The sequence below is a fragment of the Deltaproteobacteria bacterium genome (assembly GCA_009692615.1).
Taxonomy (GTDB): domain Bacteria; phylum Desulfobacterota; class Binatia; order UBA9968; family UBA9968; genus DP-20.
In genome coordinates this window covers 1-26,968 of sequence record SHYW01000071.1, presented here as the reverse complement: position 1 = coordinate 26,968, position 26,968 = coordinate 1, and the positions used below count along the sequence as shown (strand labels likewise).

Below are 26,968 nucleotides of genomic sequence, written 5' to 3'. Positions count from 1 at the left end.
GCGGCCTCAACCACGGTGATCTCGCTGCGATATACTCGTTGAATTACGTCTAGTCGTTTCTCGTCTTTCATTGTCAGGGTTGTCATCCTTCCACCCTGACATAATTACGTTGCCGTTAACCCCTGACATAATCACTTTGCTACAACATACGGAGCAGGAACGACATATAACACACTGACCGCCACCAGCTCGGTGTCGTGCGCCAACTGGATGTTCGGCGATCCGGCGCCAGGAGTCGCCAAGCACTGCGACTACCAGGACGTTTCGACTGGGGCGGGCAGTCTGCAATTTAGCGCCGCGACCTACAGTGTCAGCGAGAACGGCGTCAACGCAGTGATCACGATCACGCGCACCGGTGGCAGCAGCGGCGCGGTAGGGGCGACCTTCGCGACGAGCAACGGCACCGCGACGGCGGGGTCGGACTACACGGCGGTCAACCAGACGGTGAGTTTTGCCACAGGCGACACGACGAGCAAGACGGTCAATATCCCGATCACCAACGACACAACGTCCGAATTCGATGAGACGGTGAACTTAACTCTAAGCAGCCCCACGGGAGGAGCCACGCTTGGCAGTCAGAGTACTGCGGTGCTGACGATTCTCGACGACGATGCGCCAGCACCGGCGGGCAGTCTGCAATTTAGCGCCGCCACCTACAGCGTCAACGAGAATGGCGGCAACGCAGTTATCACAATCACGCGCACCGGCGGCAGCACCGGCGCGGTGGGAGCGACCTTCGCGACGAGCAACGGCACAGCTACGGCGGGGTCGGACTACACGGCGGTGAATCAGACGGTGAACTTTGCCAATGGCGACACGGTGAGCAAGACGGTCAATATCCCGATCACCACTGACAGTAGCGTTGAGGGCGATGAGACGGTGAACTTAACGCTGAGTCTCCCAACGGGCGGGGCGACACTCGGCAGTCAGAGCACTGCGGTGCTGACGATTGTGGATGTGCCGCCGTCGACATGGACGTTCTGCGCCAACGAGAATCAGTTTTGCTCATTCACTGGGACCAAGCTGGTGAGGTACGGGGCGGGATCGACATTTAATACTCTGACCGCCACCAACGGAGTCTCGTGCGCCAACTGGGTGTTCGGCGATCCGGTCCCGGGAGTGGCCAAGCATTGCGACTACTCCAGCCCATAGGCTTGGAATCGGTGTTTGGTTTAGAGTTCAGATGATGAAGACGCCAGATTGACGATTTCTATCCTTTTGCGTTGCACGGGTGAAATAAGGCGATGCGAAGATTTGCCGGGATCGGCGCGGTTGTAGTGCAGTGACTGTCCACGACAGCCGTGATGATCGCCGTGAATTTGCTCCAACGCCGAAATTCACACCGCAGGATACGGAGTCGATTGTGATGGCTCTCGATCCGGAAGGTTTGATGCAGGCGATCGGTTTTTGGCTCGCCTACGGCACGGCGCTTTATACATTGATCGAAGTCACCGACCGTTGATACGTCCTCTCTCAGCGAGCGCAGTAATCCCCAAGCTCGCAGGCTAACACTCGTCGAACTCCCTCATCGACGCGGCTTCTAACGTGAGCAAAGCCACAACTGCTTTGTTTGACAATGGCGCTGGCGCATGGTTTTTAAATTGTAGATCAAAACAAATGGAGATCGCCAGCCGCGCTTTTCTACAATGATGCCCGCATCTATGTTTCTCGCCCTTTTTTATGCTCTGTGCCCGATCTGTTTGAATTCCGCCGCCTACGCCGATGAACCGGTTCAGCCAGTCAAAATGGTGCCGACGCTCAAGATCAATCGCGATCTCGACAAGCGCACGGTGATCAAGCCGTCGGCGATCCCCGGTTCGGGCAACGGGCTTTTTGCCGCGGTGGCGATCAAGAAGGACGAAGTGATCGGCGAGTTGGGCGGACGGTTGGTCACCGCCGAGGATTATCCGGTGGGCAATTTTTATCTTGCCAGCATTCCGGAATGCGCCTGGGAAGAAAGCGACCCGTATAAATTTCTCGACAGCAAGGATTATGGCGGCAACGTCAGCCGCATCAACTTCGCGCCGAAGAAAATCAAAGGCCTGGACACCCATTTTCAAAATGCCGCGATTCATCAGCTTTGCACCTATCCCTATTTTATTTTCGTGGCGACCAAGGATATCGAGCCGAGGGCGGAAATCTGGGCGAGCTACGGTCCCTATTATAGCTACGATAAGTTCATGTACATTGCCGAGGTGCGGGATTTTTTTTGCGGCTTGTTAAGGACCGATTGCAGCGAGGAATACTCGTTCGAACCCTGAGGTGGAGAGCAACTATGGAAATCTTCGACATTCATCATCATCTCGGATCGCTGACTGGCGGCAGCTTGCAGGAAGGTAGCGATTGGCAGGAGCGCGATTACGCCAATCGCGTGCGCATCATGGACGCCAATGGGGTTGGCGCTTCGGCGATCTTGGCTGCCACCGGATATATTCAAGCCGATGGCATTAAAGACACCATGCGCTGCAACGACGTTGTTGCCGCCTATCGTGCGCGAGATCCCAAACGTTTTCCGGTCGCCTGCGGTATCGTCGAGCCGCTGCACGGCGCGCGATCGCTTGGCGAGCTCGAACGGATGAAACATGAACTACATCTCGACGGCGTGGTCTGGCACAGCCGCTTTCAAGGGGTCGCCGTCGATCACTCGCTCATGCGGCCGTTGCTCAAGAAGGTGAGTGAGCTTGGTCTCGTTCCGTTGATTCACACCAACGCCGAGTCCAATCTCGAAGCCGTGTGGCGGCTGGAACGCTTGGCGGTGGAATTTCCCGAGCTGACTTTTGTATCGATGGATGCCTTGACCACCAACACCAACAGCCAGCTCGCCTTGGACATCGCCAAACGGACCAAGAACATCATTTTCGACACCGCCCATGTGCGCGGTCCGGCCTATGTAAAGAGTTTCGTCGAGGCGGCGGGCTCAGAGCGATTGATCTTCGGCAGTCTGTTTTACTCGACCCCGCCGAGCTACGAACATTGCGCGACCTTGGAAGAGATCAAAGCGGCGAAGATCAGCGATGGCGACAAGGCGAATATTTTCGCGCTTAACGCCAAGCGGCTGTTCAAGCTTGCCTGATGTTTGAACGCAAGTGCGACAATGGCGCATGACTAGCGATTCAGTGGACATGAAACGATTGGTTGAAGCGATTTTCTTGACGGCATGGATCGTTTGCAGCCACGGGCTGGGCTGGTGCGCCGGCGCTGGTGGAGATTCGGCGCGAGTAATTATTCCCGACAAAAAATACGACGCCTTGACGGTGGTCAAGCCGTCGCTGATTCCGGGCGCTGGAGATGGTTTGTTCGCCGCGGTCAAGATCAAGAAAGATGCGGTCATCGGTGAATATGGCGGGCGGCTTTTCACGGATCAGGAATATCCCAAAGATAATGGCTACGTCGCCGAGATTCCGGAATGCGCTTGGAAAGAGGCTCATCCGTACCGGTTTATCGATGGCAAAGATCTGGGTAGCAAGGTTAGCAAAATCAATTTTGCGCCGAGTAAGATCAACCGGATTGAAACCCATTTTCAAAACGCGGCGATCAAGCAAGTCTGTCAACGACCCTATGTACTTTTTATCGCGATCAAAGATATCGAAGCGGGCGCGGAAATTTGGACCAGCTATGGGCCGAACTACGATTATTTTAAGTTTATGTATATTCCCAAGGTGCGCGATTACTTTTGCGCATTGATCAAGACCGATTGCCGTGAGAAGTTTGTTTACTATCACTAAAAAATTGTTGGAGGTTCCGTTGCATGTTTGTGACTGTCGTTAAGAGAACTTTGGGTCGGATTACGATGCTCAGCTTGGTGCTGCTTGGTGGAACGGCATTCTCCGCGGATCAGGCGCCGACAATTGCCGGCAAATTGCTCAAGGTCAACAAAGAATTGGACAAACGCACGGTGATCAAGCCGTCGCGCATTCCAGGTTCCGGCAACGGCCTGTTCGCCATGGTGAAAATCAAGAAGGACGAGGTGATCGGCGAGCTGGGCGGGCGTTTACTGGCGGAGTTTCCCACCGGCAATCATTACGTCGGCGCGCTGATGGAATGCGCCCAGAAGGAAGCCCATCCGTATAAATATTTAGACAGCAAAGACCAGGGCGCCAACGTCAGCCGCATCAACTTCGCGCCGAGCAAGATCAACGGCATCGATACCCGTTTTCAAAACGCTGCGATCAAGCGCTTGTGCAAGGCGCCCTATTTTGAATTTGTCGCTTTGCAGGATATTGACGCCGGTGCCGAAATCTGGTCGAGCTACGGGCCGAACTATGACTATGAGCGTTTCATGCGCATCCCCGAGGTGCGGGAATTTTTTTGCGGCTTGATCAAAGCCGACTGCCGAGAGAAATACACTTACGATCACTAGAAGATTTTTTAGGAGGAACGATGAGCCAAACCGATTGGGCGAAAAAATACGCGGCGATGGATAAGCGGCTGATGCTCAAGTATGAGTTCTTGCCCAAGGGGGAACAGATCGGCAAGAAGCCGGAGGTGTTGAAGGCTGCGGTTAAGAAGGCCTAGGGTTGAGAAAAAAGGGTAGACATCCTTCGAGGGACTCAGGACAGGCATCGTCCGCCCCTACGAATTGAAGAGTGGATGCCGCCTACGCGGGAATGACTGAATGAGAATTCGGCTGTGAGTTTCGTGCCAATGTCGTATGAATCCCACTACTAATTGGTGGGTGGTTGACGTACGCGATTCAGTAGCGCCATCAGCGTTCCAGCGTTCGGCAATTGCAGAATCGCCTTGCCCGTATCGATCAAGCCGGTTTGTCGTTCATCATCCAAGACGCCTTCGCAGCAAGAGCGCACCTTCGCTTCCACGTCGCCATCGCTCAGCGGATTTTCCGGGCCGCCGCGGTAGCGTTCGTCGGCTCGGCCTTCGATCTGCTTGCCGTTTTTCAATTTGATTTCGATGCGCGAGCGCATTTTGTCGAAACCGAGCTTTTCGATCTCTGGATCGAGCGCAGTCGAGATGCGCTTTTGCATCGCTTGCATCGGCGCTGTGGCGACGAACTCGTCGGAAAATTCTTTTTTGCCGGCTTTGCGCGCCAGCGCGACCATCGCCAGCGCGGCGGGCAGGGAGAACTTCGCTTGCAGGTGGTTTGCCGCGATCGGGTAGCGGATCGGATTGAGAATGTTGCTGCCGGCGTATGCAATAACTCTGTCGATGTCGTCCGGCTTCACGTTATTTTCACTGACCAGCTTCAACATCAGATCGATGGTCGGATGCGTGAGCACGCCGCAGGGATAAGGTTTGATCGATACGCCCGGCTCGACGATCGTCCAACTTGTTCCAAATCCTTGGGAAAGTTTTTGCGCGCTGACGCCGCCGCCTTGAACAGCGAAATAACCCCACGGACCATCGAGGGCGTCGGGATCGGCGGTGAAGCCGCGCGCGGCGAGCAACGCGGCGGTGACGCCGTTTTCCGCGGCGCGGCCGACGTGGAGCGGTTTGGTCATCGTTCCGAAGTTGCAACGGATGCCGGCGGCGAAACTGGCGGCGATGCCGAAGCCGCTGCGCAATTTGTCGCCGGTTAAATTAAGCAGCTTCGCGGCCGCCGCGAATGCGCCGAAAGTTCCCACGGTGCCGCTGGAGTGAAAGCCGCGCAGATAATGTTGCGGCAGCATCCACTCGGAGATTTTGCATTCCACTTCGAAGCCGGTGAGAAAGGCGAGCATGAAAGTTTTGCCGTCGACGTTGCCGAGTTTCTGCGCCATGACCAACGCGCTGCTGAGCGGCGGAATCGTCGGATGGGTTAGCAGACCGTAGACGTGAGCCGGATCGATGCTTACTTGGCTATCGTCCCAATCATGGGCGTGGCCGGCGGTGCCGAGCACGCGCGCAGCGATCGGGGCCGGAACTTTTGTCGTGCTGCGGCTGAGCAATAGCGCGTCTGGCCGTCCGCCGGTTTCCGCCGCTTCATCGACCAGCAACTGCACCGTATGTTCTTCCGATCCGGCGACGAATAGGCCGAGGCCGTCGAGCAAACAGCGCGTGGCGATGCGCAGGGCTTCGGCGGGAATCTTTGCGAAAGTAATCTCTTCGACGAATTGCGCCGCCGCGGCGGTGGTTTTGAGTCCGTCGGGAATTGCGGCAAAGGGGTTTTGATCGGCCATGATTTTGCCTCGATAAAAGAAATTGGCTTCAGTTTGCGCGCATCGACTTTACGCGCGCAATAATGACTGCGCAAGGTTTACTGTGTTCTGGGGTTTCGGATTGAAGATGTTTTAACCACGAAACACACGAAATTTAGGAATCCGTTTTCCTGCCTTTCGTGGTTGAAAGCTTTCTCTGCCGGTGGCGGCGAGGAAGGGCGCAGCATACTTAGCCCCTACGCCCGATTGTGACCGCGTTACAATTTACGCGCGCAGCGGCGCGTGGCGCTTGAGAAAGTCGCTGAACAGTTCGGCCATTGCGCCGGCTTTTTCATCCCATTGTTCGCGCGGCGCCAGTGGCTGGTCGTAGTGTTTGGGAAACAGCACATGGACTTCGCTGCTTGGCAGTAAACCTCCGAGGGTCTCGCCGGTTTTTTGGCCGTGGGTCAGATCGTTGCCTGGGACGATGCAGGCGGGAACTTTGATCGAGCGCAGATCCGCTTCGGTCGCGCCGATGACCGGCAGGTCGGCGCCGCTGAGAAAATATTCGCGCCAGCGCGACATGACTTCGACGAAGCGCGCCGGGTTCATCGTCATCAGCGCGTCGCGATTGGCTGGGCGGGCTTTGATGCGTTCTTTCCAGTGTTCCATGTCGCAAACCGCGGCCATGCCGCCGGCCTTTGCCGCGGTAATAAACTGTCCGTAATATTCTTCCACCAAGCGTTCGCACGCGAAGCGCCCGCCGGTGACGCGCCAGAGCAGCAGAGCACGGACGCTTTCAGGATGGCGCAGCGCGAAGAGCAATGCAGTGCGGCAGCCCGACGAGCTGCCACCGACCACAGCTGGCAACGCGCCGAGCTGGTTGAGCAACTCATGCACGTCGTCGGCCCAGATTTCATACTCCGATTCGTTGCCGTCGATGACGACTTGCGAGGCGCCGGTGTTGCGCCGGTCGAAGATGACGACGCGGTGGCCGTGCTGGGCAACTTCGCTGGCGAGCAGCTCGATGCCGCTCATATCGCGCCGGCCGCCGGGCGAAAGCGCGACCCACGGGCCGCTGTTGCCGAGAATCTGATAATTCATTTCGATGCCGCGAACTTTTGCGATGGGCATGCTGGCCTCCGTAGCGATGGCGCGACCATAGCGCAGTTAACACGGTCGATTCAATTGCCAAGTGGCGATTCAAAGTTGTGTCCGGCGCCAACTAAAGATCGAAACTGTGCCGCCGATGGATTCTATGTAGGTGAAACTGAGGAGGGGAGTCGCGGGTTTATGGGGGACTTATCGAACGGTGCAGAAATAAACGTATTGCCGCCAGATCTCGCCCGGATGCCGCGGCGGGTGGGTGAATTGATGACGACGCAGGTTGTCAGTTTGTATCCGCACAATTTGTTTCGTGAAGCGGTCGATTTGATGGCGCATCATTCGTTTCATCATTTGCTCGTCGCCGAACCGGATGGACGGTTGGCTGGCGTGCTCTCCGACCGCGACATCTTACGCGCGGAAGGTTGTTATGATTCCGATTCGACATTGGTTGCCGATTTGATGGTTTCCCAAGTGTTCACGGTGCAAGCGCAAACTCCATTGTCTGAAGCCGTTGAGCTGGTGCTCGATCATCGATTGAATTGTCTGCCGGTGGTCGATGACTCCGGCAAAATTTGCGGCATCATCACCACCACGGACATCTTGAATGCTTTTAAGAATCTTCAGTCCGCGGTGGAAAACATTTCCTAACAGAATTCCTCCGCCAAGTACGTCATCTGGTAACGGCGCTCGATTCACGCATCGATCTGGCGCAAACCGCGAGTGAATTTCGCCACCAAGAGCACGCCGGCGGAACCGAGACAGCCGCCCATGACCAAGGCGCCGGGGACGCCGAGAAATGTCGCCGCGGTGCCGATTTGCGCGTGGCCCAAGTAGGTGCCGGCGGACATGAAGACTTGATCGAAACTTTTCACCCTACCGCGCATGGGGTCGGGTGTGATCAGTTGCACCATCGTATCGCGCAGGGTTTCGCCGATGGCGTCGACCAGACCGAGAAAAAAAACGATGGTCAACGAAAGCGCTAGCGAGCGCGACAGCGCGAAGCAAACCAAACCCGCCGTGTAGATTAACGTGACGGTGATAATCAGCTGGCCTTTTCGTTTTGGATTTCCCATCGCCATGACAATCGCCGAGCCGGCAAGGGCGCCGAAGGCGGGAACGCCGAGCAGCGCGCCGAGACCGGCGGGGCCGACGGCGAGAATGTCGCGGGCAAACACCGGCATCATCGAACGGTAGGCGCCGAAAAATTGCACGCAAGTATCCATCCCCATCAATCCCAAGATCGCCGTATTGTCGCGGATGAAATTAAAACCGCCGCGCACGCTCTCCAGCGGCGATTCCTTCTTCGCGCCGGTCGCCGCGGGTGTCCTGGCGCGCATGAGCGCCAGGCAAACGATGACGCTCAAGAAACTCAGCGCGTCGATGAAATACGAAAGGCTGATGCCGACGGTGGCGATGATCACGCCGCCGATGAACGGGCCGGAGAGCGTGGCGATCTGGCGCCAAGTAATATTCAAGGCATAGGCTGTCGCCAATTGTTCGGCACGAACCAGCGTCGGGATCAGCGCCGTGCGCGCCGGCGAATCGAAGATGCCGACCGCGCCGGACAGAAACGTCACCAAATAAATGTGCCAGACCTGCACCGTGCCAAAATAACTCAGCAGCGCCAGCGCGAGTGCCAGCAAGGCGGCCAAACTTTGCGTGACGATCAAGAGCAGACGGCGGTCCATGCGGTCGGCGAGCACACCGCCGGGAATCGACAAGAGCATGATCGGCAAGGCGCGAAACAATCCGGCCAGCCCCAATTGAAACGGCGAATTGGTGATCTCGTAGACTTGCCAAGCGATGGCGACGGTTGAGATCTGGCTGCCGACGGCGGAAAAAAGCAGGCTCGCCCAGAACAGACCGAAGTCGCGTTGCTTGAGCACTTGCCAGGGTGTGACTTGTTGGGCCATGAAAAAGCGAATTCTTGGAAAGCGATCGATATCGACCGTAGTCGAATCTCAGCCATCGATCAATCGACAAGATAGTGGTTCAGTTAAGTTACGGTGTCGGTACATGGAGTGAGCAAGATTTCCCGCTGGGCTCGAAATGACCTATTTCGAACGGTTGTCATCCCGAACGAAGTGAGGGATCTCGCCAAACTGAAGCACTGCCATCGACCAACGTAACTTGACAGATCTCGTCGCTTGCGGCTACAACAGCGCGACAAGCAAAGGAGTCGGATTATGAAACGATCGGCGATTTTCGGAATATTGACGATGATATTGGCGTCCGCGGTTGCGGCGTGGGCGCAGAAGCCGCTGCAGACAGTGCGTATCGGTATCGAATCGCCGGCGGGGACCAACAGTCATTACCATGTCACTAAGCAGGCCGGGCTGTTTCAAAAGTACGGTTTAAATTTGGAGCTGATCTCGTTCCCCGGCGGTACCGTGGGCATGCAGTCGTTGATCGCCGGCGACATTCAGTTCGCTACTCAGGACGGCGTGGCGACGTTGACGGCCAATTTGCGCGGCGCCAATATTTATTTCGTCGGCGGCATGATCAATACCTTTCCGTTCAGCATTCTTTCGCGCGCCGAGATTAAAGTGCCGGCGGATTTACGCGGCAAGAAGATCGCCATCAGTCGCTACGGTTCCTCGTCCGATACGGCGGTGCGCACGGCGGTGGAAAAATACGGACTCAAGCCGGATAAAGACGTGTTCATTCTCCAAGGGGGCGGTCAAAGCGAGCGCTTCGCCGCGCTCAAGGCCGGCGTCATCGATGCTGCCATTGTCAGCCCGCCGCTCAATCTCGCCGGCCGGCAATTGGGTTTCAACGAAGTCATCGATCTATCCGAGTCCGGCATTCCCTACGCGCACCAACTGATCGTCGCCACCAAGGACTTTCTCGATCGCAATCCCGACATGACGATGCGCACGCTGCGGGCGCTCATCGAAGGCTTGAGCCTGTGGAAAGATCCGGCCAAGAAGCCGCAAGTTTTGAAATCCATCGCCCAATATCTCCGGCTCGATCCAGAAAAACACCAAGACCAGATGGAAGAAACCTACCGCTACTACAGCAAAACTTTTCCGACGAAACCTTACCCGACCCTCGAAGGCGTCGAGTTCACCGCGCAAATCCTAAAAAGAAATCGGCCCGAGGCCAAAGATTTGCAGGCGAAAGATTACGTCTTGTACAAGTACGTCGCTGAGTTGGAGAAAGAGGGTTTTCTCGCCAAGGTGTTCGGCGGAAAATAGCGGGACAAGTCAGGAATGGGGAGTGAATGGCCGCTTACCCTGGAAAAGAAACTTGCGCGAGCCTTCGATCTCTTTTACTTTCAGGACCAAATGGCCGACTCGTCTGATTTTGAACGGCATGGCGATTTCTCCTTTCGTAAGTGCGACCCTGGGTCGAACACAATCTTACCCCTTCCCCCTTTGACGGGGGAAGGCAGGGATGGGGTGATACTGACACATTCGTGAGCGCCGAACTCATCCCGTGCGAATTCACCCTCATCCTAACCTTCTCCCGTGAGGGGAGAAGGGATCGGAGGTTGTCACATCGACAGCATCACTTTGCCGAAATGTTCACGGCCTTCGAGATAGCGCTGGGCGGCGGCGGTTTCGGCTAGGGAAAAAGTTTTGCCGATGCCGACATCGAACTTCTTTTCTTGCACCAGTCCTAAAATAATGTCGAGTTGGTGAAATTCTTCCGGCTTGGTTTTTAAATAGTTGGTGATCGAAAAGCGCGTGGCTTTTCTGCCCTCGGTGAGCTGAGGCGCTGGATCGGGAACCGCGCCGAAAGCGCCGCCAATGGAGAACAACCGTCCGCCCGGCGCCAGGGTGTGCAAACTTTTCTGATAGACTTCGCCGCCGATCATTTCCAAGACCACATCGACGCCGCGATTGTTTGTTGCGCGCATGACTTCGGCGACGAAATCGTTGGCCGAGACGTCGATTGTGATGTCGGCGCCGAATTTGCGCAGCTTGCGGCATTTTTCTTCGCTGCCGGAAGTAGCGATCACTTTGGCGCCGAGATACTTGGCGATTTGAATCGCCGCGACGCCAACGCCGCTGCTGCCGCCTTGAACCAGTAGCCATTCAGATGATTTCAAATTGCCGTCGGTCTGTAAGCCGAACCAGGCGGTGAGCGCTGCGGTTGGCAACGCCGCCGCTTGGGCGAAGGTGACGCCGTCGGGGATGGGTCGGACTTCGGAAGTTTTGGCCACAGCGTATTCGGCGTAGCCGCCAAGACTTGGATAAGCGACGCCGCGCTGGCCGATAGTGAAATCGTTCACGCCCGAGCCGAGTTTGGCAATGGTTCCGGCAAATTCGCGGCCGGGAATTACCGGCAAGGCGTCGGCGGCGATCCGATAGGTGCCTTTGCGCAGACCGAGATCGGCGCGGTTGAGTGACGCAGCTTCGACTTTGATCAAGACTTCGCCGGTCTTGGGTTCCGGCACCGCGACATCTTCGTACTTGAGCACGTCTTCCGATTGGCCGAATTCATGGATGCGGATCGCCTTCATCTTCGCGACTCCTATTACGCTGTTGGTTGAATCTAATATTCCTAATGGTTCAGTTTGATTTTAACGTCGCATATCAATGTAGGGGCCGACCTGTGTGTCGGCCCTCCGGACTCAGCTCTTCGCCGCGGCCAACTCGATGTCGATGTTTTCTTCGCGTTGAATCTCGCCGAAGCGCTCGCGCAGCTGATTGATATTGGTCGTCACCGGCACGGCGATATCGGCTTCGAGCTGGAAGATCGGCGTGCCGCTGATCGGCGCGGCGTAGGTTTTGGTTTCCATGGATTCGATGTTGATGCCCAGGCTGCTCAGCACGTTGCTGATTTGATAGACGATGCCGGGATGATCCATGCACGATGCGGTGAGTTTGTAGGGTAGGAAGGCTTGCGTGGTTTCGCGCACCGCCGGTGTCTTGGTCGATATCGTTAAACCCGTTTCAGATTCGATCTCGCGGGAGTCGCTGGCGATTGTCGACAGTTTATTCGCTGCGCCGCTGATCAACACGATGACGGCAAACTCGCCGCAAAACACCGCCATCTTGCTGTCTTCGATGTTGCAGCCGTGGCGCGCGATGAACTGAGAAATTTTTTCGACCAGGCCTATCCGGTCCGGTCCGACGGCGGTCAAGATTAAATGATTTGTGTCGGCCATGACGCTACCCTAAAGAAATCGCGCCAACCGTTCAAGCCGATTATTTCGGATTCGGATAATTAACCGCAAAGGGCGCAAAGGACGCAAAAAAAAGAATTGGGATTCGTAGGGACGGGTTTTAAACCCGCCCTCTCGGCTTCCACCGATCAGGCTTTCTTCATCGCCGCCAGCACGCGCTTGGGCGTGAACGGTCCTTCGCGTAGCCGGACGCCGACGGCGTCGTATATCGCGTTGGCGATTGCGCCAGCGGGAGGGCTGGTGGAGGCTTCGCCGGCACCGAGGGGATCCATCTCGGTGCGATTGATTAGCACCAATTCAAGTTCCGGCAAGTCAGGGAAACGTAGGATAGGATAGCTCGACCAATCAAGGCTCGTAACTGCGGCGGTGGTATCGAACAAGACTTCTTCGTGCATCGCCCGGCTCGTGCCTTGAATGACGTTGCCTTCGACTTGGTTTTTCAAGCCATCGGGGTTGACGATCAAACCGCAGTCGTGGGCGCAAACTAGTTTCTTCACGGCAACCTGTCCCGTCGTCTTGTTCACTTCGACTTCGGCAACCAGGGCCACGTAAGTGTTCGACAGATTGGTCAACGCCACGCCGCGGCCTTTGGCGATGTTGCTGCTTACTGCCGGCGCGGGCGACGGTCTTTTTTGCCAACCTGCTTTGTCGGCTGCGGCCTGGAGCGCTTCAGTGGCGCGCTTGTCGCCGGTCAAATTTTTAAAACGAAACTCCACCGGGTCGATTTTTAAATCTGCGGCGATTTCGTCGATGAAACTTTCGCTGGCAAAGCACCGAGCGACGTCGCCCGGGGCGCGTAAGTTGCTGGTGCGCAGCGAAATCGGTTCCGGAAAATGCCAGCCGATCTGATGAATATTGATCGTTTGATTGGCGACGGTATAAAATTCGCCGCTCGCCTGGGTGCCGTTGTTGCCGCCTGGGTTGTTAGGCTTTAGGCCGACTTGCAGCGATGCCAAGAGCGGCGTCGAGCCAGAGACCGTCCAGGGTTGGCCGTAGTCGGTGAAATCCCATACGGTCATTTTGCCGTCCTCATCGACGGCGGCTTTAATTTCATCCAATTGCGCCGGACCTTTCGGCTCCCAACCATGTTCGTCGGCGCGCGACCATTGCACGCGCACCGGCGCGCCCACAGCGCGCGACATGAGCGCGGCATCTTCGGCGCTGTCATCGGCACTCAAGCGCCCATAGGACCCAGACCCTTCGTGATAAATCACCCGCACGTTTTGTTCTTTGATGCCGAGTATTTCGGCGATGCGACCGCGCGTGCGAAATGGTCCTTGGCAGCCGGACCAAATCGTCGCCTTGTCGCCTTTGACATCGGCGACCGCGCACGATGGTCCGATCATACCGTGCATTTGAAATGGCCACCGGTAGCTCGCCTGGTAGACTTTTTTGCTTTGCGCCAGGGCGGTAGGAGCGTTGCCTTTTTCGACTGCCTTGATTGAGCGTGCCGGCTTGGTGTTTTTCAAAAAATTGAAAAGCTCGTCCGGCGTGCCGGGCACTTTGCTGGTCGGCTTGGCCCAAGTGACTTGCAGCGCTTGCGCCGCTTTCATCGCCGCCCATTCGCTTTTGGCCACCACGCCGACAAATTTCCCTTCGCGGACAACCGAGACGATGCCGGCAATATTTTTGATCGAATCGCGATCGATGTTTACTGGTTCGGTATTGATCACCGGCGGTCGCACGACGCTGCCATGGAGCATACCGGGGATCCGCAGATTATGAACATAGTTATGCTCGCCAGTAACCTTGCGCGGCAGCTCGATGCGTTGAATGGATTTGCCGACGATTTTGTAGTCTTTAGGGTTTTTCGCTTTGACTTCCGGTGCCACCACCATGTCCCAACCTGTGCCCTTGACCGAAAGCGTGGTGTTAAACTTTTTACCCCCGATGAGTTGCCCGTAGGTTATTCGTTTGGTGCTTTCACCAACCACGCTCACCACGCCATCGATCACGGTGAGTTTTTCCGCCGGTGCCTTGAGCTGTTCGCTGGCGAGTTTCAACAATTCCTGGCGCGCCGCGGCGGCGGCTTGGCGTACTTGCGGACCGGCGCGCAGAATCGTGCGGCTCGCCGTCGTGCCACCTTGTTCGATGGTCTTACTCGTGTCGCCGGAATCCATTTTGATCTTGTTGAATGGTATGTCCAACTCTTCGGCGACGATCTGCGCCAGGGCGGTGATCGTGCCGGTGCCGATCTCGACTTTGCTGGTGTAGAAGGTTACATAGCTGTCAGGCGTGATGGCCAACCACGAGTCCAGTGACGTCGGGTCGATGTCGCCGGAGGGCAGCTTGACGAATTGCGCCCAAGCGTTTTTGTTTAGCGGCAGTAAATTGAAACTGACGACCAGCGCGACGGTGGTTTTTAAAAATTGTCTGCGGGAGATGGTTGGTGTTTTCATAAAGGGTTCCTATGCGAATGAGTCATTGAACAGTTCGTCGGAGTCCTTCGACCAGCTCAGGACGAACGGAGAATTAAGAATTTGATTGGGAGCTTTTCCGATCATGCTGAGTCTGTCGAAGCATTCTTGATTTCTCGAGGTGATATTACGCCGCTTGGCCCGACGCCCGTTTGACCGCGCGCAGGATGCGAATATGCGTGCCGCAGCGGCACAGGTTTCCCGCCAGCGCTTCTTTGATCTGGGTGTCGTTGGGTTTCGGATTCTTGTCGAGCAAGGCTTTGGTCGTCATCACCATGCCGTTGATGCAGTAACCGCACTGCACCGCTTGCTCGTCGACAAACGCCTGCTGGATCTTGTGCATCTTCTTGGTGTTGCCCAAGGCTTCAATCGTTGTGACGTTGCGGTTGCCGACGGCGCTCATGGGCATCTGGCAGGAGCGCACCGGATTGCCGTCGACTATGACGGTGCAAGCGCCGCACTGGCCGAGGCCGCAGCCGAATTTCGGACCGTTCAATTGCAAATCGTTGCGCAGCGCATAGAGCAACGGCATGTCGGCATCGGCTTCGACGGCGTTGGCTTTGCCGTTGACGCGTAAATTATATTTGGCCACGAGAGGCTCCTTGGTTAGTTTAGAGTTTGGAGTCCAGTGTTTGGGGTTTGCTCGCTGATGGGTGCATTAAGATGAATGGGCGGCTGTAAGTCAAGTCGTAGAAACTTCTGTGTGGTCCGCCAAACGCCCGACCCAAAACGTTTGTTATCTTACGTTATTCAACTGGCGCACGAAGCGGTCGTCGAAGAATTGCCCAGGCGTGGCCTTCTTCGCTTCCGGGACGGTTTCGGACATGAAATCCAAAATGCCTTGCATGCCCGGTTCGGAAATCATCAGCTCGCGCTTGAAGCCGGCGCGGCGATAAAATTCGTAGGTGCGGTCGACGATGTCGGGATCTTTTTCCTTGGTGTACTTGGCGATCACCTTCATGGTGAAGGGTTTATCGCTGTAGAAGCGGTCGATGCCGGTGCGCACCGCTCGTAGCAACGGTACCAGGCGGGATGCCAATTCATCCATGCGAGCGCGTCTCATGACGACGCCGACGTTTTGATAGGGCTGATCCAACGTCGTGGCCAGCGAATGAAATCCGCTTCGGTCGAGCTGGAAATTTACCGGCGGCGCCGCCGCTCCGGCGACAATCTGGCCGGTTAAGAGCGCCGCGGTGATCTGCTCGCTGCCGCCCAATATTCGCAGTTGAACATCTTTGGGCGTGAGTCCCAATTTGCGCAGCGCCACCAATGTGCCGTAAGCCACTGGACTGCCCGGCCGTTCGGTGCCGACGATTTTCCCTTTGAGTTGCTCAGCGGTTTTGATCTCGGCCCTGGCGTACAAATCCCATATCATCGTATTGAGCATTCCCGCGGCGAAAACCACGTCGAAGCCGCGCAGCGACGCGTTGATCAGCGGCACGGCGGAGATCTGAATGACATCAACTTCGTTGGCGATCAGCGCCGGCAGGGCTAGAGTCGAGCCCATCGAAATCATTTCGACATCCAACCCTTCTCGAGCGAAGCCGCCGCTCTCCTTCGCCATCCACATGGACGCCATGGTGCCGGAAGTGAACAAGAAGGCGATTCGCAAAGGGCGCGGCACGGCGGCGTGGGGTTGGTTCGGCGCGAGCGCGGCGAGCAGCAGAGCGAAAAGTACGATACGCGAGAGACAATCGATTGAGTTTTTCATCGCCAAGGCCTGGACACCTTCAGATCATTTTCGCGCCGTGCTCGATCAATAGTTGCCGCAGGATCGAGCGATGACAGCGGACTTCCTCTTCGCAGTAGCAACCGACCGCGAGCTGCGCTTGCTGGGACAGGGCCGCGAGCAGATCGAGGACGCGGCTGTTGTCGGGAGTTTTCAACTCGGCGCGATAGCGTTTCGCGAAGGCAGCCCACTGGGCGGGCGTGGCCGCGCCGAGGGCGAGCTTGACGCTGTCGGCAGCCGGCGCGAGATTGGGCAGCCAGACATCGTACCAATTATCCGAGGCGAACTTGGATTTGGCCACGCCGCGCGGCGGACGGCGGACCGTGCCGATGCGCAACCCTTCATTGGCAACGCGTGGGGAACCGAGGCGAACGATGCGGATGGCCATGGATTTTCCTCAGTCGCTATTTGCGCGAATAGTTTTTCACTGCGGAATTTATCAAAGCCTGGGGGCAGAAGCTACCGCGGAAATGATCATGATCGTCAAAACTTGGCCAAGGCGATCGCTACCGTGCCGGCGACGACGAGTATCGCACCGACCACGGTTTGCGAAGTAATCTTTTCGACATCGCTCAAAAATAGTTTGCTGCCGAGCACCACCCAGAGCGGCAAGGTCGCGGTGAGAGGTGTGACCATGACCACGGGCCCGAAACTCAAGGCGTAGAGAACCAGTAGCAGGCCGAGGGATTCGAGCGATCCGCCGACGATAAAATAGCCTACCGATCGGCGATGCCAGACGAGTTTGTCTTTGGTCGATGGCGCAGCGAGAAATAGCATCGTACAGATGAGGCCGACGACGCCGATAATGGCGCCGAAGTAGATCGGGTCGTCGGAAATTTGCAGCGTATATCTTCTCAGTGGATAGACGATGCCGCCGAGAATCGCCGCCAGCAGCGGCGCGATGACGTACCAGCGGCGAAAGTCCGTGACCGATTCTTCGCTGCGCCAGGAAATCAACAAGATGCCGCCGACCACCAATAGAGTGCCGAGGGCGATGGGCCAGGTGATGCGTTCACCGAGAAAAATAATTGCCACCGCCGCGCTCCACAGCGGCACCGAGGCGCGGATCGGTCCGCTGCGCGCGGCGCCGATCTTTTCGATGCCGATGTAGGTGAGCTGGCGCACGGCCATTTGCAGCACGCCGGCAACGATGAAGAGAAAATAAACGTAGGGAGTCATCGGCGGAACGCCGGTGAAGAGAATGACGATGCCCAACAACACGAGGGTCTGCATGAGCAGCGAGACGAAAGTAATGGTGATCGGCGTCGAATGGCGCATGCCGCGCTTCGACAGGATGAAACTCATGGCATAGGCCATGGCGGCAGAGAGAGCGATGATTTGAACGGTCATAGGGTGGAATTTCGGAAGGGGAGAAATAGCCGCAAAGGACGCAGAGGACTCAAAAAGTTCGGATTCGGGAGATTTCTCGCAAAGGCGCGAAGGCGCAAAGGTAAGAAGTTGTCATTTCGACCGAAGGGAAAAATCTCTCTCGGCTCTCTCGCATTCATTTCGAATGACGGGCCACGCCCGTCACTTTGCGCCTTGGCGTCTTTGCGAGAGCAATATCCGAGTTCATCGTCACGCTGTCACCGCCTTCGGCTCTTCCTTGACGAACAACAGCAGGACCATGCCGGCGATGTAAGTGCCCGCGGCGATGTAGAAGGCTTCGGTGAAGCCGTAGTGCTGCATGACGTAGCCGATGATCAGGGTCCAGATCGGGCCGGAGATGAAGCCGACGAAGTAGTAAATCGAAAATGCCGCGTCGGTCAGCTCTTCGCTGGCGAAGTCGCCGATCATGGTTTGGGTGAGCGCGCCGCGGGCTTGGACGAAAGCGCCGTAGAGCAGCAGGTTGGCGTAAAAGAGAATTGTCAGCGAGGAATGCTGCACCAAAAAGATCGTCATGACGGCGGACAACAGCAAGGTCGCTTGGGTGATCAGGGTGCGTTTGCCGGTGCGGTCGGACAGCCAGGCGATCAGCATCGGTCCGACTAAGCCGGCGGCTTGCATGAGGGTCAAAATAAATCCGCCGCTCGAGGCGCTGACGCCGAACTTCTGCATGAAAAACGGAACTAAGTAAGTCAAGTTGACGCCAGTGCCGCGGCCGGCTGCCCCGGCCATTAACACGAGCGAAGTGAACAAGATGTTGCGGTTCTTCAAACATTGAAGATAGGCATCGAAGCCGGCTTTGGCTTTTTTCTTGCCGCCGGCGATTTCATTGGCGCCGCCGGCGTGGTCGCGCACGGCGAAGAGCGTCAGCCCCATGATCAAGCTGATCGCGCCGAACAAAACGAAGGTGCTACGCCAACCCATGTACAAAAGCGCGAAGGAGGCCGCTGCTGGACCGATGAACGAGCCGAGATTGCCTGCCGAGGTGTGAAACGTCAGCGCCCAGCCGCGCGACTGCGGATAGTAGCGCGATAAGATGCTCGATCCGAGGGGATGCTGCGGACTCGATCCCATGTCGATGGCGACCCGCGCCGTGACCAGTTGGGGAAAGCTGCCGACGAAATATTGTGACATGGCGGTGATGCCGACGACGACATTGCCGACGGCGAGCATGGTGCTGCGCTTGAAGAAGTTGGCGAGAAAACCGTAGATCACTTGCAAGCCTTGGCCGACGAAACTCGACAGCGCCGAGATGAAGCCCAAGCCGACCAAGCCGAAGCCGAGCTCGGTCATCATCACCGGAAACATCACCGAGGTGATGCTGTATTGCAGATGATTCAAAGCATGGCAGCTGCTGATCAAGCCGAGAGCGACGCGTTTTTGGTGAATCGTCGCTTCCAATGTGGGTGCGGCGTTGGCCAAAGTTGTTTCGGCGGCGGTGGTGGGTTCGCTCATAATAGTTGATTCATCCAGACTTGATGATTTGGTTTACAGGTTCGCGGCGCGTGCTGTCAAATCGAATTGTTGGATTCGAAAAGGGCGACCGCCGGTCGCCCCTACGCAAAATTTTGAAATGGAATCATTGTTTCTGCGCGGACGATCGTGCCGGTTTGTGGTTCGCCATGAAAAAACTCGCGACGATGCCGAGCAGCATGAGCAGCGCGCCGATGAGGAAGGCGTACCGTAAGGCGTCGTCGAGGCTGGCGATCAAGCTCGGCAGCAGCTCGGCGGGAATTTGGCCGCGGGTGGTTGGTTCGAGAAGATTTTGCGGATTGGCGAGTTTGTCCCACAGTGCTGGAGCGACTTCTAAATTCGCCGCGCGCAATCGCATGAGCGCTTGTTGCATGTGGCCGAGCATCACCGTGCCCATGACGCTGACCACGAAAGCGGCGCCGAAGGTGCGAAACAACATGATCGTCGAAGTGGCGACACCGATGCGCCTTGGTTCCACCGCGCTTTGCGCCGCCACCAAGGTCGTGAGATTGGCCATGCCCATGCCGGCGCCGATGGCGGCGGCGCTCACTATTGCCGTGATCACCCCGCTGCCGAACAGCGGCACGACGAAGAGCAGATAGCCGAAGCTGAGTAGCGCCATGCCCATGGCCGCGACCGCGCGATAACCGAGATTGTTAGTGCAGCGGCCGGCGATGAGACTACCGACGGTCCAAAAGCTGCTGAGCACCAGCACCACCAGGCCGGCGCGGGAGGCGGCGAAGCCGAGCACGCCTTGCAGGTAGAGCGGTAAATAGCTGATCGCGCCGAACACACCCATGGCGCTGAGCATCGCCACGGCGGTGGACGCTTGGTAGAGCCGAATGGCGAAAAGATCGAGGGGGATGAGCGGTTCGGCGGCGCGCCGTTCAACGAAATAAAAAATGATCAAGACGATCATGCCGGCGCCGATCAAACTTATTATTTCGGTGCTGAGGGCGCGCTGGCCGTGGCCGCTTTGCGCGAGCGCATAAAATATCAACAGCAGGCCAAGCAGCAAAGTGAGGGCACCGGCGATGTCGAGCTTGGGTTGGCGTTTCTCGGCGCGCTCTTCTTTGAGGCCGATGAGGATAAACGCCGTGGCGACGGCGACCAGAGGCAGGTTGACGAAAAAAATCCAGCGCCAGCTCCAGTGCTCGACGATGACGCCGCCGGCGAGCGGGCCGAGGATCGCTGCCACGCCCCAGATGCCGCTGATGATGCCCTGCATTTTCGCCCGCTGGTCGGCGGGAAATATTACGCCGACGACGATGAACGAGAGCGCGTAGATCGCGCCGCCGCCGAGTCCTTGGATGGCGCGAAAGACGATCATTGCTTCCATGCTCTGGGCCGCGCCGCACAAGGTCGAGCCGATGAGAAAGATAGCGATGCCGATGAGCATAAGGCGGCGCTTGCTAAACAGATCGGCGAGCTTGCCGAAGATCGGCGTGGTGAGCGCCGAAGTCAGCATGTAGATCGAAAACACCCAGCCGTAGAGTTCCAAGCCGCCGAGGCGGGCGACGATGGTCGGCATGGACGTGCTGACGATGGTGGCGTCGATGGCGAATAGGAAAATCACCAGCATAACGCCGAAGGCGGCGAGATTGCGCTTGGAATGATCTGTCGTTGCTTGCGGTGGGTTCACGATGTTGGGCGAATATGGCTTGGCGAGAAAAATTACTTCTCTCATGAGTTGAACTAGATCGCCGCCGGAGTCAAGCAACTGTGATTTGCTTTTGACTGTGCCGGCGAAGGGCGGTAGAACTGCGATGCATTAGTCCCAAGGAGTGGACCATGATGAAGCTGATGATTGCGATGTTGTTGTTACTGGCGCAGACGATCTTGCCAGTTTCCAGCCAAGGCCAGATCACGCCGCAATTGATTGAAGCGGCGAAAAAGGACGGCGAAGTGGTCTTCTACGGTGCGATGACGGTCAGCATCTCCAAGCGCATCGGCGATCTGTTCGAAAAGAAATACGGCATTCCGGTCAGGCACTGGCGCGGCGACGCCACCGAGATCGTCAACCGCGTGATCACCGAGGCGCGCGCCGGCAAGCCGCTCTTCGATGTCAATCTTGGCAACGAAGCGGTGATGCAGGCGCTCGACGAAAAAAGCATTCTCGGCGTCTTCGACCCACCGGCGGCGAAAAATTATCCCAAACAGTTTCGCGATCCCGACATCCGCATGACCGCGTGGCGCGTGCTGCCCTTCGGCATCAATTACAACTATCAGATGTTGAAAGCGGATGAGACGCCGAAATCCTATGACGAACTGTTACAACCGAAGTGGAAGGGCAAGTTCGGCCTCGCCAATCCCGGTATTCACGTCACTACGCTGCAATTCGTCTTGAGCCTCGACAAGTTTTACGGCCCCAACTGGCTCAAGCTCGTCGAAGGTTGGGCGAAGCAGGAGCCGCGCATCGGCCGCAGCGTGGCGGATCTGATTCAACCGATGACCAGCGGCGAGATCCCACTGTTCATCGGCTACATCAAAGACAAGTTTCAATATCCCGGCCCCATCGAGTATGTGCGCATGAACAAGTATCTCGCGTCGGTGGGATTCATCGCCATCAACAAGCAATCGCGCCATCCGAGTGCTGCCAAGTTGTTCACCGATTTCTTTCTCGGCGCTGAGGTGCAGCGCATGGTCGGCGAGACCGGCGAATATGTTTTTCACCCCGAGGTCGATCACAAATTCAAAAAAGAGGTGAAGGACGAGCAGATCGTCACCATGAAGCTGCCGACCAACGATGATATGGAGAGTTGGGGTAAGAAGTTTCGCGAGATGTTTCGCTAGACCGACAGGAAAACGATGAGTTATTCGATCAAGGCATTGGTGTTGGCGTTGGCCGTCAGCAGTTTCGCGGCTGGCGTTTCTCTGGCCGCGCAAGATTCTCCCGGCCCATTCTACAAGGGCAAGGCGGTGCGTATCGTCGTCGGACTCAGTTCCGGTGGTGGCTACGACCGCGCGGCGCGCTGGGTGAGCCGCTATATCGGCAAATACATTCCCGGTAATCCCGACGTGCTGGTGCAAAACATGCCCGGCGCCAGTTCCGTGATCGCGGCCAATTATGTTTGGGGCGTGGCCAAAGCCGACGGTTTGACGATTTTAGCGCCGCACAACAATGTTTACTTGAGTCAATTGGCCGGTCACAAGGAAGTCAAGTTCGACTTGACTCGTTTCCAGTGGATCGGCTCCCTAGAGAACGACGACATGATCATCTTCGTGCGCAGCGACTCACCGTTCAAGTCCATGGCCGATGTGATTCGCGCCAGCGAGCCGCCCAAATGCGGTTCCACCGGAGCTGGTAGCGCGGATTACGTGATGTCGAAATTGTTGAGCGAAACCATCGGCGCAAAGATCGAACATGTTCTCGGCTATCCTGGCAGCAGCGAGATCGGTTTGGCTTTGGAGCGGGGCGAGATCAACTGCATGGGGCTGACCATCGCGACCTATTTCGCGCGCGATCAATATGTCGGTTGGTACAAGAATAAATTCGTGCGCATGTTGGCCCAGGGTGGTCACAAACGCGATGCCCGCTTGCCCGACGCGCCGACGATTTACGAGTTAATGGACGAATTCAAAACCGCGCCGACCAACCGGCGGGTTGCCGCGGCCATGAACCAGGGCGCCGAGTGGGCGCGGCCGTTCATGGTGGCGCCGGGAACGCCAGCGGAACGCGTGCAAGCGCTGCGCCTCGCCTTTGAAAAAGCCGCCAAAGACCCGGACCTCATCGCCGAAGCGAAAAAGCAGCGAGTTGAAATCACCCCAGCGCGCGGCGAGCAACTGCAAAAAATAGCCAAGGATGTGATGACCCAGTCACCCGAAGTCATGGCACAGATCAAAAAGCTCTTCGTGCAATAGCGCGAGTCGCGCGATGACTAGCCATTTTCGATGTGAACCCTACGGCTCGCCCTTTAGCGGACCGAAGGCTTTCGGCGGCTTTCGGTGTTTGGTTTTTGCTTCATAGGCGGACGCGATCTCGAAGAGATTCGTTTCGTCGAAGGGTCGGCCGAAGAACTCCATGTTGAACTGAATGTCAGGGTACATTAGCCGCCGGCGGATTCTTTCGTCAATGAGATTTTCCGGTTGTTCGCGACTTTCTCCCGTTGTATGACGGTGGCCGTAGCGTGGCAACAACCTGTTTACGAGGAGCGCAGTATGAAACGACTAGCGGAAATGGCTTTCCCTCAAGTAAAACGCATAGCCGAGGGCGGCCGGGCGCTAACGATTCTTCCCGTCGGTGTCGTTGAGGAACATGGCGCGCATTTGCCGCTCGGCCTGGATTCCTTCGCGGCGGAGATTTACACAGCGTCGGCGGCGCCGCATTTGGAAGAAGCGGGTTACGAAGTCGTCATTGCGCCGACGATCAACTACGGCGTGGCGCGAGCCGCGATAGATTTTCCCGGCACCTTGTCGTTGGAGCCGGAGACTCTGCGCTCCATGGTCGTCGAGATCGGCCGTTCGCTTTTCCGCCATGGCTTGCATCGCTTGGTGATTCTCAACGGTCATCGCGATCTGCATCATATGAAAGCTTTAGACGACGCGCGTGGGATTCTAACGGAAAATATCAACGCGCAGGTGCTGTGCGTCGGCTTTGCTCACGATCCGGTGATGACCACGGCTTGTTATCGCGACGGCGTGCGCCAGTTCTACCAGAGCCCGCGCGCCGATCGCGAAGGGCATGGCGGCGAGTCGGAAACTTCGCTGGCGCTCAATAGCTTTGCCGATTTGGTCGACAAAGAAATTATCAAAGGCCTTGAGCCTAACTTCGACTACGATGTCGAAGCGTTTCGCAACGAGACGAAAGACTACGGCAGTCTCAGCGATGGCCGCGGATATTTCGGCTCGCCGCGAGCGGCGACGGCGGCGACTGGGGAGAAGTTGGTGGCGATCCGAGGCGGCAACATCGCGCGGGTGATTCTCAAGGAGTGGGGACGGCCGTGATCGTGTTCGTGGTTCGTGTTCGTCTTTGATCCGGACAACGAGCACGATCACGAGCCACGAGCACGACGGCTACTGCACTACGGAGATTACGATTACACCGGCCACGACCAAGATCGTGCCGACGATCGTCGCTAGATTGATCTGCTCGACCTCGCGTAAAAAGATTGCGCCGATCAGCATGGTCCAGATCGGCACGGTGGCCGCGATCGGCGAGACGATGTAGACCGGCCCCGAGGAAAACGCCACCAGCATGAACAGCACGGCGAGGGTTTCAAATATTCCCGACAGCACCAGCGGCCAAAGGGCACGGCGATCCCAGACCAATTTGTCTTCGCAAGCCGGCGACGCGTAAAACGCGGCGAAGGACAAGAGCGCGATGGGGCCAACCATGGCCGCCAGCAACAACGGTTCGTGCGACTGCAGCAGCGCGTAGCGGCGCAGCGGATGGACGATGGTCGTCAGCAGCACGGTGGCGATGGGGTAGAAGAGATAAACCCAGCGGAACGACGGCGTGTTGCGATCCATGCGCCAGGAGGTCAGGACGATGCCGCCGACCACCAGTAGCGTGCCGGCCATGCCCATGAGTGTTAATGGCTCGCCGAGAAAGACGATGCCGGCGATGACCGTGAGAAACGGATAAGAGTTGCGCAGCGTGACCGCGCGGGAAGTGCCGATCTTGTGAATGCCAGTGTAGTGGAAGTGACGAATACCAGGTTGGAGTAGACCGGTGAGCGCGATGGCGATGACAGCGCCGGTGGCGACGGGTGGAATGCCACCAGTCAAGAAGACCGCAATCCACAGAACGACGCTATGAATCGCCAACGATACGAAAGTTGCCGTCAGCGGTGTCGAGAAAGCGAAACCGCGCTTGACCGAAACGTTGGAGCCGGCGAAGGCGAGGGCGGTGAGTAACGCGAATAGCTGGGCTTTCATGAAGTGCGATGGTGCGTGCGAGTTGCGCTAACTTACATCAGATCGGCTCGCGGCGAAACTGATGCTTTCTTTCGGTAATGCTGTAGCCGCGAAGTCCGAGGTAGGGGCGACCGGCCGGTCGCCCTTTCAGCTGGCGTGATTGCATTGCGCCATGCAGCCAGAGTAAGAATTGCGCATCTCATCGATCCCCAAGGAGGCCGCCATGGCATTTCGCATCAACCATCTCCATCTCAAAACCCCGGACCCAAAAAAGACCGCCGACTTCTACGTCGAATACACCGGCGCCAAAGTCGTCAAGGAAGCAACCCGGCCCGACGGCAGCAAAAACTTTCGTCTCGATCTGCACGGCGTCGAGCTCAACATCACGCAGTTCCTCGACGATCAGCAGTTAGATCAATTCATGGGCCTCGAGCATGTCGCCATCGACACCGACAACTTCGACGGCGAGGTGAACAAGATCAAAGCCGCGGGGGTGAAGATTTTAGAAGAGCGCGTGTTGCCCGATGGGCGCCGAGTCTGTTTCTTCGAAGGGCCGGAAGGCGTGCGGTTGGAGTTTTTGGAGTGGAAGTAGTTCGATCTTCGACTGATCTTGTTACGGTTCGCTCCTCATGGAATGTTGATACTTTTTTAAAATTTCTGTGCGTCAACGTTTGATCTCAGCCGCCTGCGGAGGCCGAAGGCAGGAGTAGGTCTGCTGCAGCGAAGGGTTAGGCGCCACATGAGCGCCACCAGCGAACAAGGGACGATACAACAACCAGTATGTAAATGGGGATCAGGAGGAACAGGTCGACGCGGATATTGAACCGCGAAGGCATGACGGATTCGTAGGCGAACGCTAGAACCAAGACTGGGAGAGCGATCCACCGGGCAAGCTTGCTTGCCTTGATAGCACCGATGGCTCATCAAGGGATGAGTGCGGCGATGGTCAACAACGCAATGCCGAAGAAGCAGACGTTGAGCACTGTGTTCCGTGTGAGATCTCCAACATCGAACATGGTACACCGCGCGTGATGGCGCCTAAACGCCGTGAGCAGCCGCGTTTTATGCGGCAAGCTGATTGCGAAAGCAACAGCGCCGCTGGGTTAAACGTCGGTTGCTTCACCTGGTTAGGTGTACGCCTATTGTATTTCACAAAATGGCTTGTACTTTCTGGCAACAACATCGCCAACATATTCGAGTCTGCAAAAACAAGGTTCATCACCAAATTCAAAATACCACTGAGTCCTTTTTAGACTTAAGCCCCTTCTTTTTGCTATTTGGACCACCTCATCAAATTTTGCGTTTAGGTTGACTTCTTCGCATGCCGCCGCAACAGCCTTTAATTCGGACCTGTCGAAAAAGTACGCGCCGCCCCAGAATAGACCGTATATCTGCGTAGAAATAAAAAATATGACTATGATCCCGACCAGAGTCCAGAACCATTTCAAGATCGACAGTACGACGGATAACACAAAGTGCACCTAACTATTAAGCGAACCGCCGTCGTTGCAGACAATTAGTGGTTGGCCGATTCCGGTGACCGCCCAGACACTAAAAAATCAAATTACGTGTAGTATCAACTCGGCAAGAGATCTTTGTCAATGTTAACGTTACCGCGAAAAGCTGACCAGTATGGCGGATTATCTCTTTAGGAACCTCTGAACAACTGCCCTGGAAGCAGGGCAGCGGAGGATAGATCGTTTTTTTCGTAATGAGTTACAGTTTTTGCGAAGTTATATCAGATTACATTTTGCTCTCGTGGTTAATAGGGTCCTTAGTTTTGCCTCGATTTGCC

General features: G+C 56.7%; 24 protein-coding genes. 11 read left to right on the top strand and 13 right to left on the bottom strand.

Going from position 1 to position 26,968, the window contains the following annotated elements; all coding sequences use genetic code 11:
- Positions 1-210 precede the first annotated feature (210 nt).
- The 5 genes from EXR70_16600 to EXR70_16580 all read left to right on the top strand — a co-directional run bounded on the left by EXR70_16600 (position 211) and on the right by EXR70_16580 (position 4,360).
- On the top strand, positions 211-1,152 hold the full coding sequence (locus EXR70_16600; GenBank protein MSP40112.1) for a hypothetical protein: 942 nt from the start codon (positions 211-213) through the stop codon (positions 1,150-1,152).
- Positions 1,153-1,661: 509 nt separating this feature from the next.
- Positions 1,662-2,261: a hypothetical protein gene (locus tag EXR70_16595; GenBank protein ID MSP40111.1), complete on the top strand. Its 600-nt coding sequence runs from the start codon at positions 1,662-1,664 to the stop codon at positions 2,259-2,261.
- 14 nt (positions 2,262-2,275) lie between these two features.
- On the top strand, positions 2,276-3,073 hold the full coding sequence (locus EXR70_16590) for a hypothetical protein (protein ID MSP40110.1): 798 nt from the start codon (positions 2,276-2,278) through the stop codon (positions 3,071-3,073).
- Positions 3,074-3,122: 49 nt separating this feature from the next.
- On the top strand, positions 3,123-3,725 hold the full coding sequence (locus tag EXR70_16585; protein ID MSP40109.1) for an SET domain-containing protein: 603 nt from the start codon (positions 3,123-3,125) through the stop codon (positions 3,723-3,725).
- A gap of 23 nt (positions 3,726-3,748) precedes the next feature.
- On the top strand, positions 3,749-4,360 hold the full coding sequence (locus EXR70_16580; protein MSP40108.1) for a hypothetical protein: 612 nt from the start codon (positions 3,749-3,751) through the stop codon (positions 4,358-4,360).
- A gap of 304 nt (positions 4,361-4,664) precedes the next feature.
- Here the strand turns inward: EXR70_16580 and EXR70_16575 are convergent, their stop codons facing one another.
- Together EXR70_16575 and EXR70_16570 are read right to left on the bottom strand one after the other, a co-directional pair.
- A complete protein-coding gene (locus EXR70_16575; protein ID MSP40107.1) occupies positions 4,665-6,113 on the bottom strand; it encodes an MmgE/PrpD family protein in 1,449 nt (482 codons plus the stop codon).
- A 243-nt stretch (positions 6,114-6,356) separates the two neighbouring features.
- Complete coding sequence (locus tag EXR70_16570; GenBank protein ID MSP40106.1) at positions 6,357-7,205, bottom strand: alpha/beta hydrolase; 849 nt, start codon at positions 7,203-7,205, stop codon at positions 6,357-6,359.
- A gap of 159 nt (positions 7,206-7,364) precedes the next feature.
- On the opposite strand from EXR70_16570, the gene EXR70_16565 reads away from it, so the two are divergent.
- On the top strand, positions 7,365-7,826 hold the full coding sequence (locus EXR70_16565) for a CBS domain-containing protein (GenBank protein ID MSP40105.1): 462 nt from the start codon (positions 7,365-7,367) through the stop codon (positions 7,824-7,826).
- A 44-nt stretch (positions 7,827-7,870) separates the two neighbouring features.
- Here EXR70_16565 and EXR70_16560 read toward each other — a convergent pair whose 3' ends face one another.
- Positions 7,871-9,091 carry an MFS transporter gene (locus EXR70_16560; GenBank protein ID MSP40104.1) on the bottom strand — a complete coding sequence of 407 codons (1,221 nt, stop codon included), beginning with the start codon at positions 9,089-9,091 and terminating at the stop codon, positions 7,871-7,873.
- Between the two features lie 273 nt (positions 9,092-9,364).
- Here EXR70_16560 and EXR70_16555 point away from each other — a divergent pair, with 273 nt between their 5' ends.
- A complete protein-coding gene (locus EXR70_16555) occupies positions 9,365-10,375 on the top strand; it encodes an ABC transporter substrate-binding protein (GenBank protein MSP40103.1) in 1,011 nt (336 codons plus the stop codon).
- A 299-nt stretch (positions 10,376-10,674) separates the two neighbouring features.
- Here the strand turns inward: EXR70_16555 and EXR70_16550 are convergent, their stop codons facing one another.
- The 9 genes from EXR70_16550 to EXR70_16510 form a co-directional block, all read right to left on the bottom strand.
- Positions 10,675-11,646: an NAD(P)H-quinone oxidoreductase gene (locus EXR70_16550; protein ID MSP40102.1), complete on the bottom strand. Its 972-nt coding sequence runs from the start codon at positions 11,644-11,646 to the stop codon at positions 10,675-10,677.
- 111 nt (positions 11,647-11,757) lie between these two features.
- A complete protein-coding gene (locus EXR70_16545) occupies positions 11,758-12,294 on the bottom strand; it encodes a glycine cleavage system protein R (GenBank protein ID MSP40101.1) in 537 nt (178 codons plus the stop codon).
- 146 nt (positions 12,295-12,440) lie between these two features.
- On the bottom strand, positions 12,441-14,711 hold the full coding sequence (locus tag EXR70_16540) for a xanthine dehydrogenase family protein molybdopterin-binding subunit (protein MSP40100.1): 2,271 nt from the start codon (positions 14,709-14,711) through the stop codon (positions 12,441-12,443).
- Positions 14,712-14,856: 145 nt separating this feature from the next.
- Positions 14,857-15,261: a (2Fe-2S)-binding protein gene (locus EXR70_16535; protein ID MSP40099.1), complete on the bottom strand. Its 405-nt coding sequence runs from the start codon at positions 15,259-15,261 to the stop codon at positions 14,857-14,859.
- Between the two features lie 204 nt (positions 15,262-15,465).
- Positions 15,466-16,440, bottom strand: a complete 975-nt coding sequence (locus EXR70_16530; GenBank protein MSP40098.1) for an ABC transporter substrate-binding protein — start codon at positions 16,438-16,440, stop codon at positions 15,466-15,468.
- A 19-nt stretch (positions 16,441-16,459) separates the two neighbouring features.
- On the bottom strand, positions 16,460-16,846 hold the full coding sequence (locus tag EXR70_16525; GenBank protein MSP40097.1) for a DUF488 family protein: 387 nt from the start codon (positions 16,844-16,846) through the stop codon (positions 16,460-16,462).
- Positions 16,847-16,941: 95 nt separating this feature from the next.
- Positions 16,942-17,808: a DMT family transporter gene (locus EXR70_16520; GenBank protein MSP40096.1), complete on the bottom strand. Its 867-nt coding sequence runs from the start codon at positions 17,806-17,808 to the stop codon at positions 16,942-16,944.
- A 228-nt stretch (positions 17,809-18,036) separates the two neighbouring features.
- Entirely contained in the window at positions 18,037-19,299 is a 1,263-nt protein-coding gene (locus tag EXR70_16515; protein MSP40095.1) for an MFS transporter, read from the bottom strand.
- Between the two features lie 124 nt (positions 19,300-19,423).
- A complete protein-coding gene (locus EXR70_16510; GenBank protein ID MSP40094.1) occupies positions 19,424-21,004 on the bottom strand; it encodes an MFS transporter in 1,581 nt (526 codons plus the stop codon).
- A 104-nt stretch (positions 21,005-21,108) separates the two neighbouring features.
- Between EXR70_16510 and EXR70_16505 the strand changes: the two genes are divergently transcribed.
- The 3 genes from EXR70_16505 to EXR70_16495 all read left to right on the top strand — a co-directional run bounded on the left by EXR70_16505 (position 21,109) and on the right by EXR70_16495 (position 24,261).
- On the top strand, positions 21,109-22,110 hold the full coding sequence (locus EXR70_16505; GenBank protein ID MSP40093.1) for an extracellular solute-binding protein: 1,002 nt from the start codon (positions 21,109-21,111) through the stop codon (positions 22,108-22,110).
- A 15-nt stretch (positions 22,111-22,125) separates the two neighbouring features.
- Complete coding sequence (locus tag EXR70_16500) at positions 22,126-23,178, top strand: hypothetical protein (GenBank protein MSP40092.1); 1,053 nt, start codon at positions 22,126-22,128, stop codon at positions 23,176-23,178.
- Between the two features lie 249 nt (positions 23,179-23,427).
- Positions 23,428-24,261 carry a creatininase family protein gene (locus EXR70_16495; protein ID MSP40091.1) on the top strand — a complete coding sequence of 278 codons (834 nt, stop codon included), beginning with the start codon at positions 23,428-23,430 and terminating at the stop codon, positions 24,259-24,261.
- 69 nt (positions 24,262-24,330) lie between these two features.
- Here EXR70_16495 and EXR70_16490 read toward each other — a convergent pair whose 3' ends face one another.
- Entirely contained in the window at positions 24,331-25,194 is an 864-nt protein-coding gene (locus tag EXR70_16490) for a DMT family transporter (protein MSP40090.1), read from the bottom strand.
- Positions 25,195-25,396: 202 nt separating this feature from the next.
- Here EXR70_16490 and EXR70_16485 point away from each other — a divergent pair, with 202 nt between their 5' ends.
- Positions 25,397-25,765 carry a VOC family protein gene (locus EXR70_16485; protein ID MSP40089.1) on the top strand — a complete coding sequence of 123 codons (369 nt, stop codon included), beginning with the start codon at positions 25,397-25,399 and terminating at the stop codon, positions 25,763-25,765.
- The last annotated feature ends 1,203 nt before the right edge of the window (positions 25,766-26,968 follow it).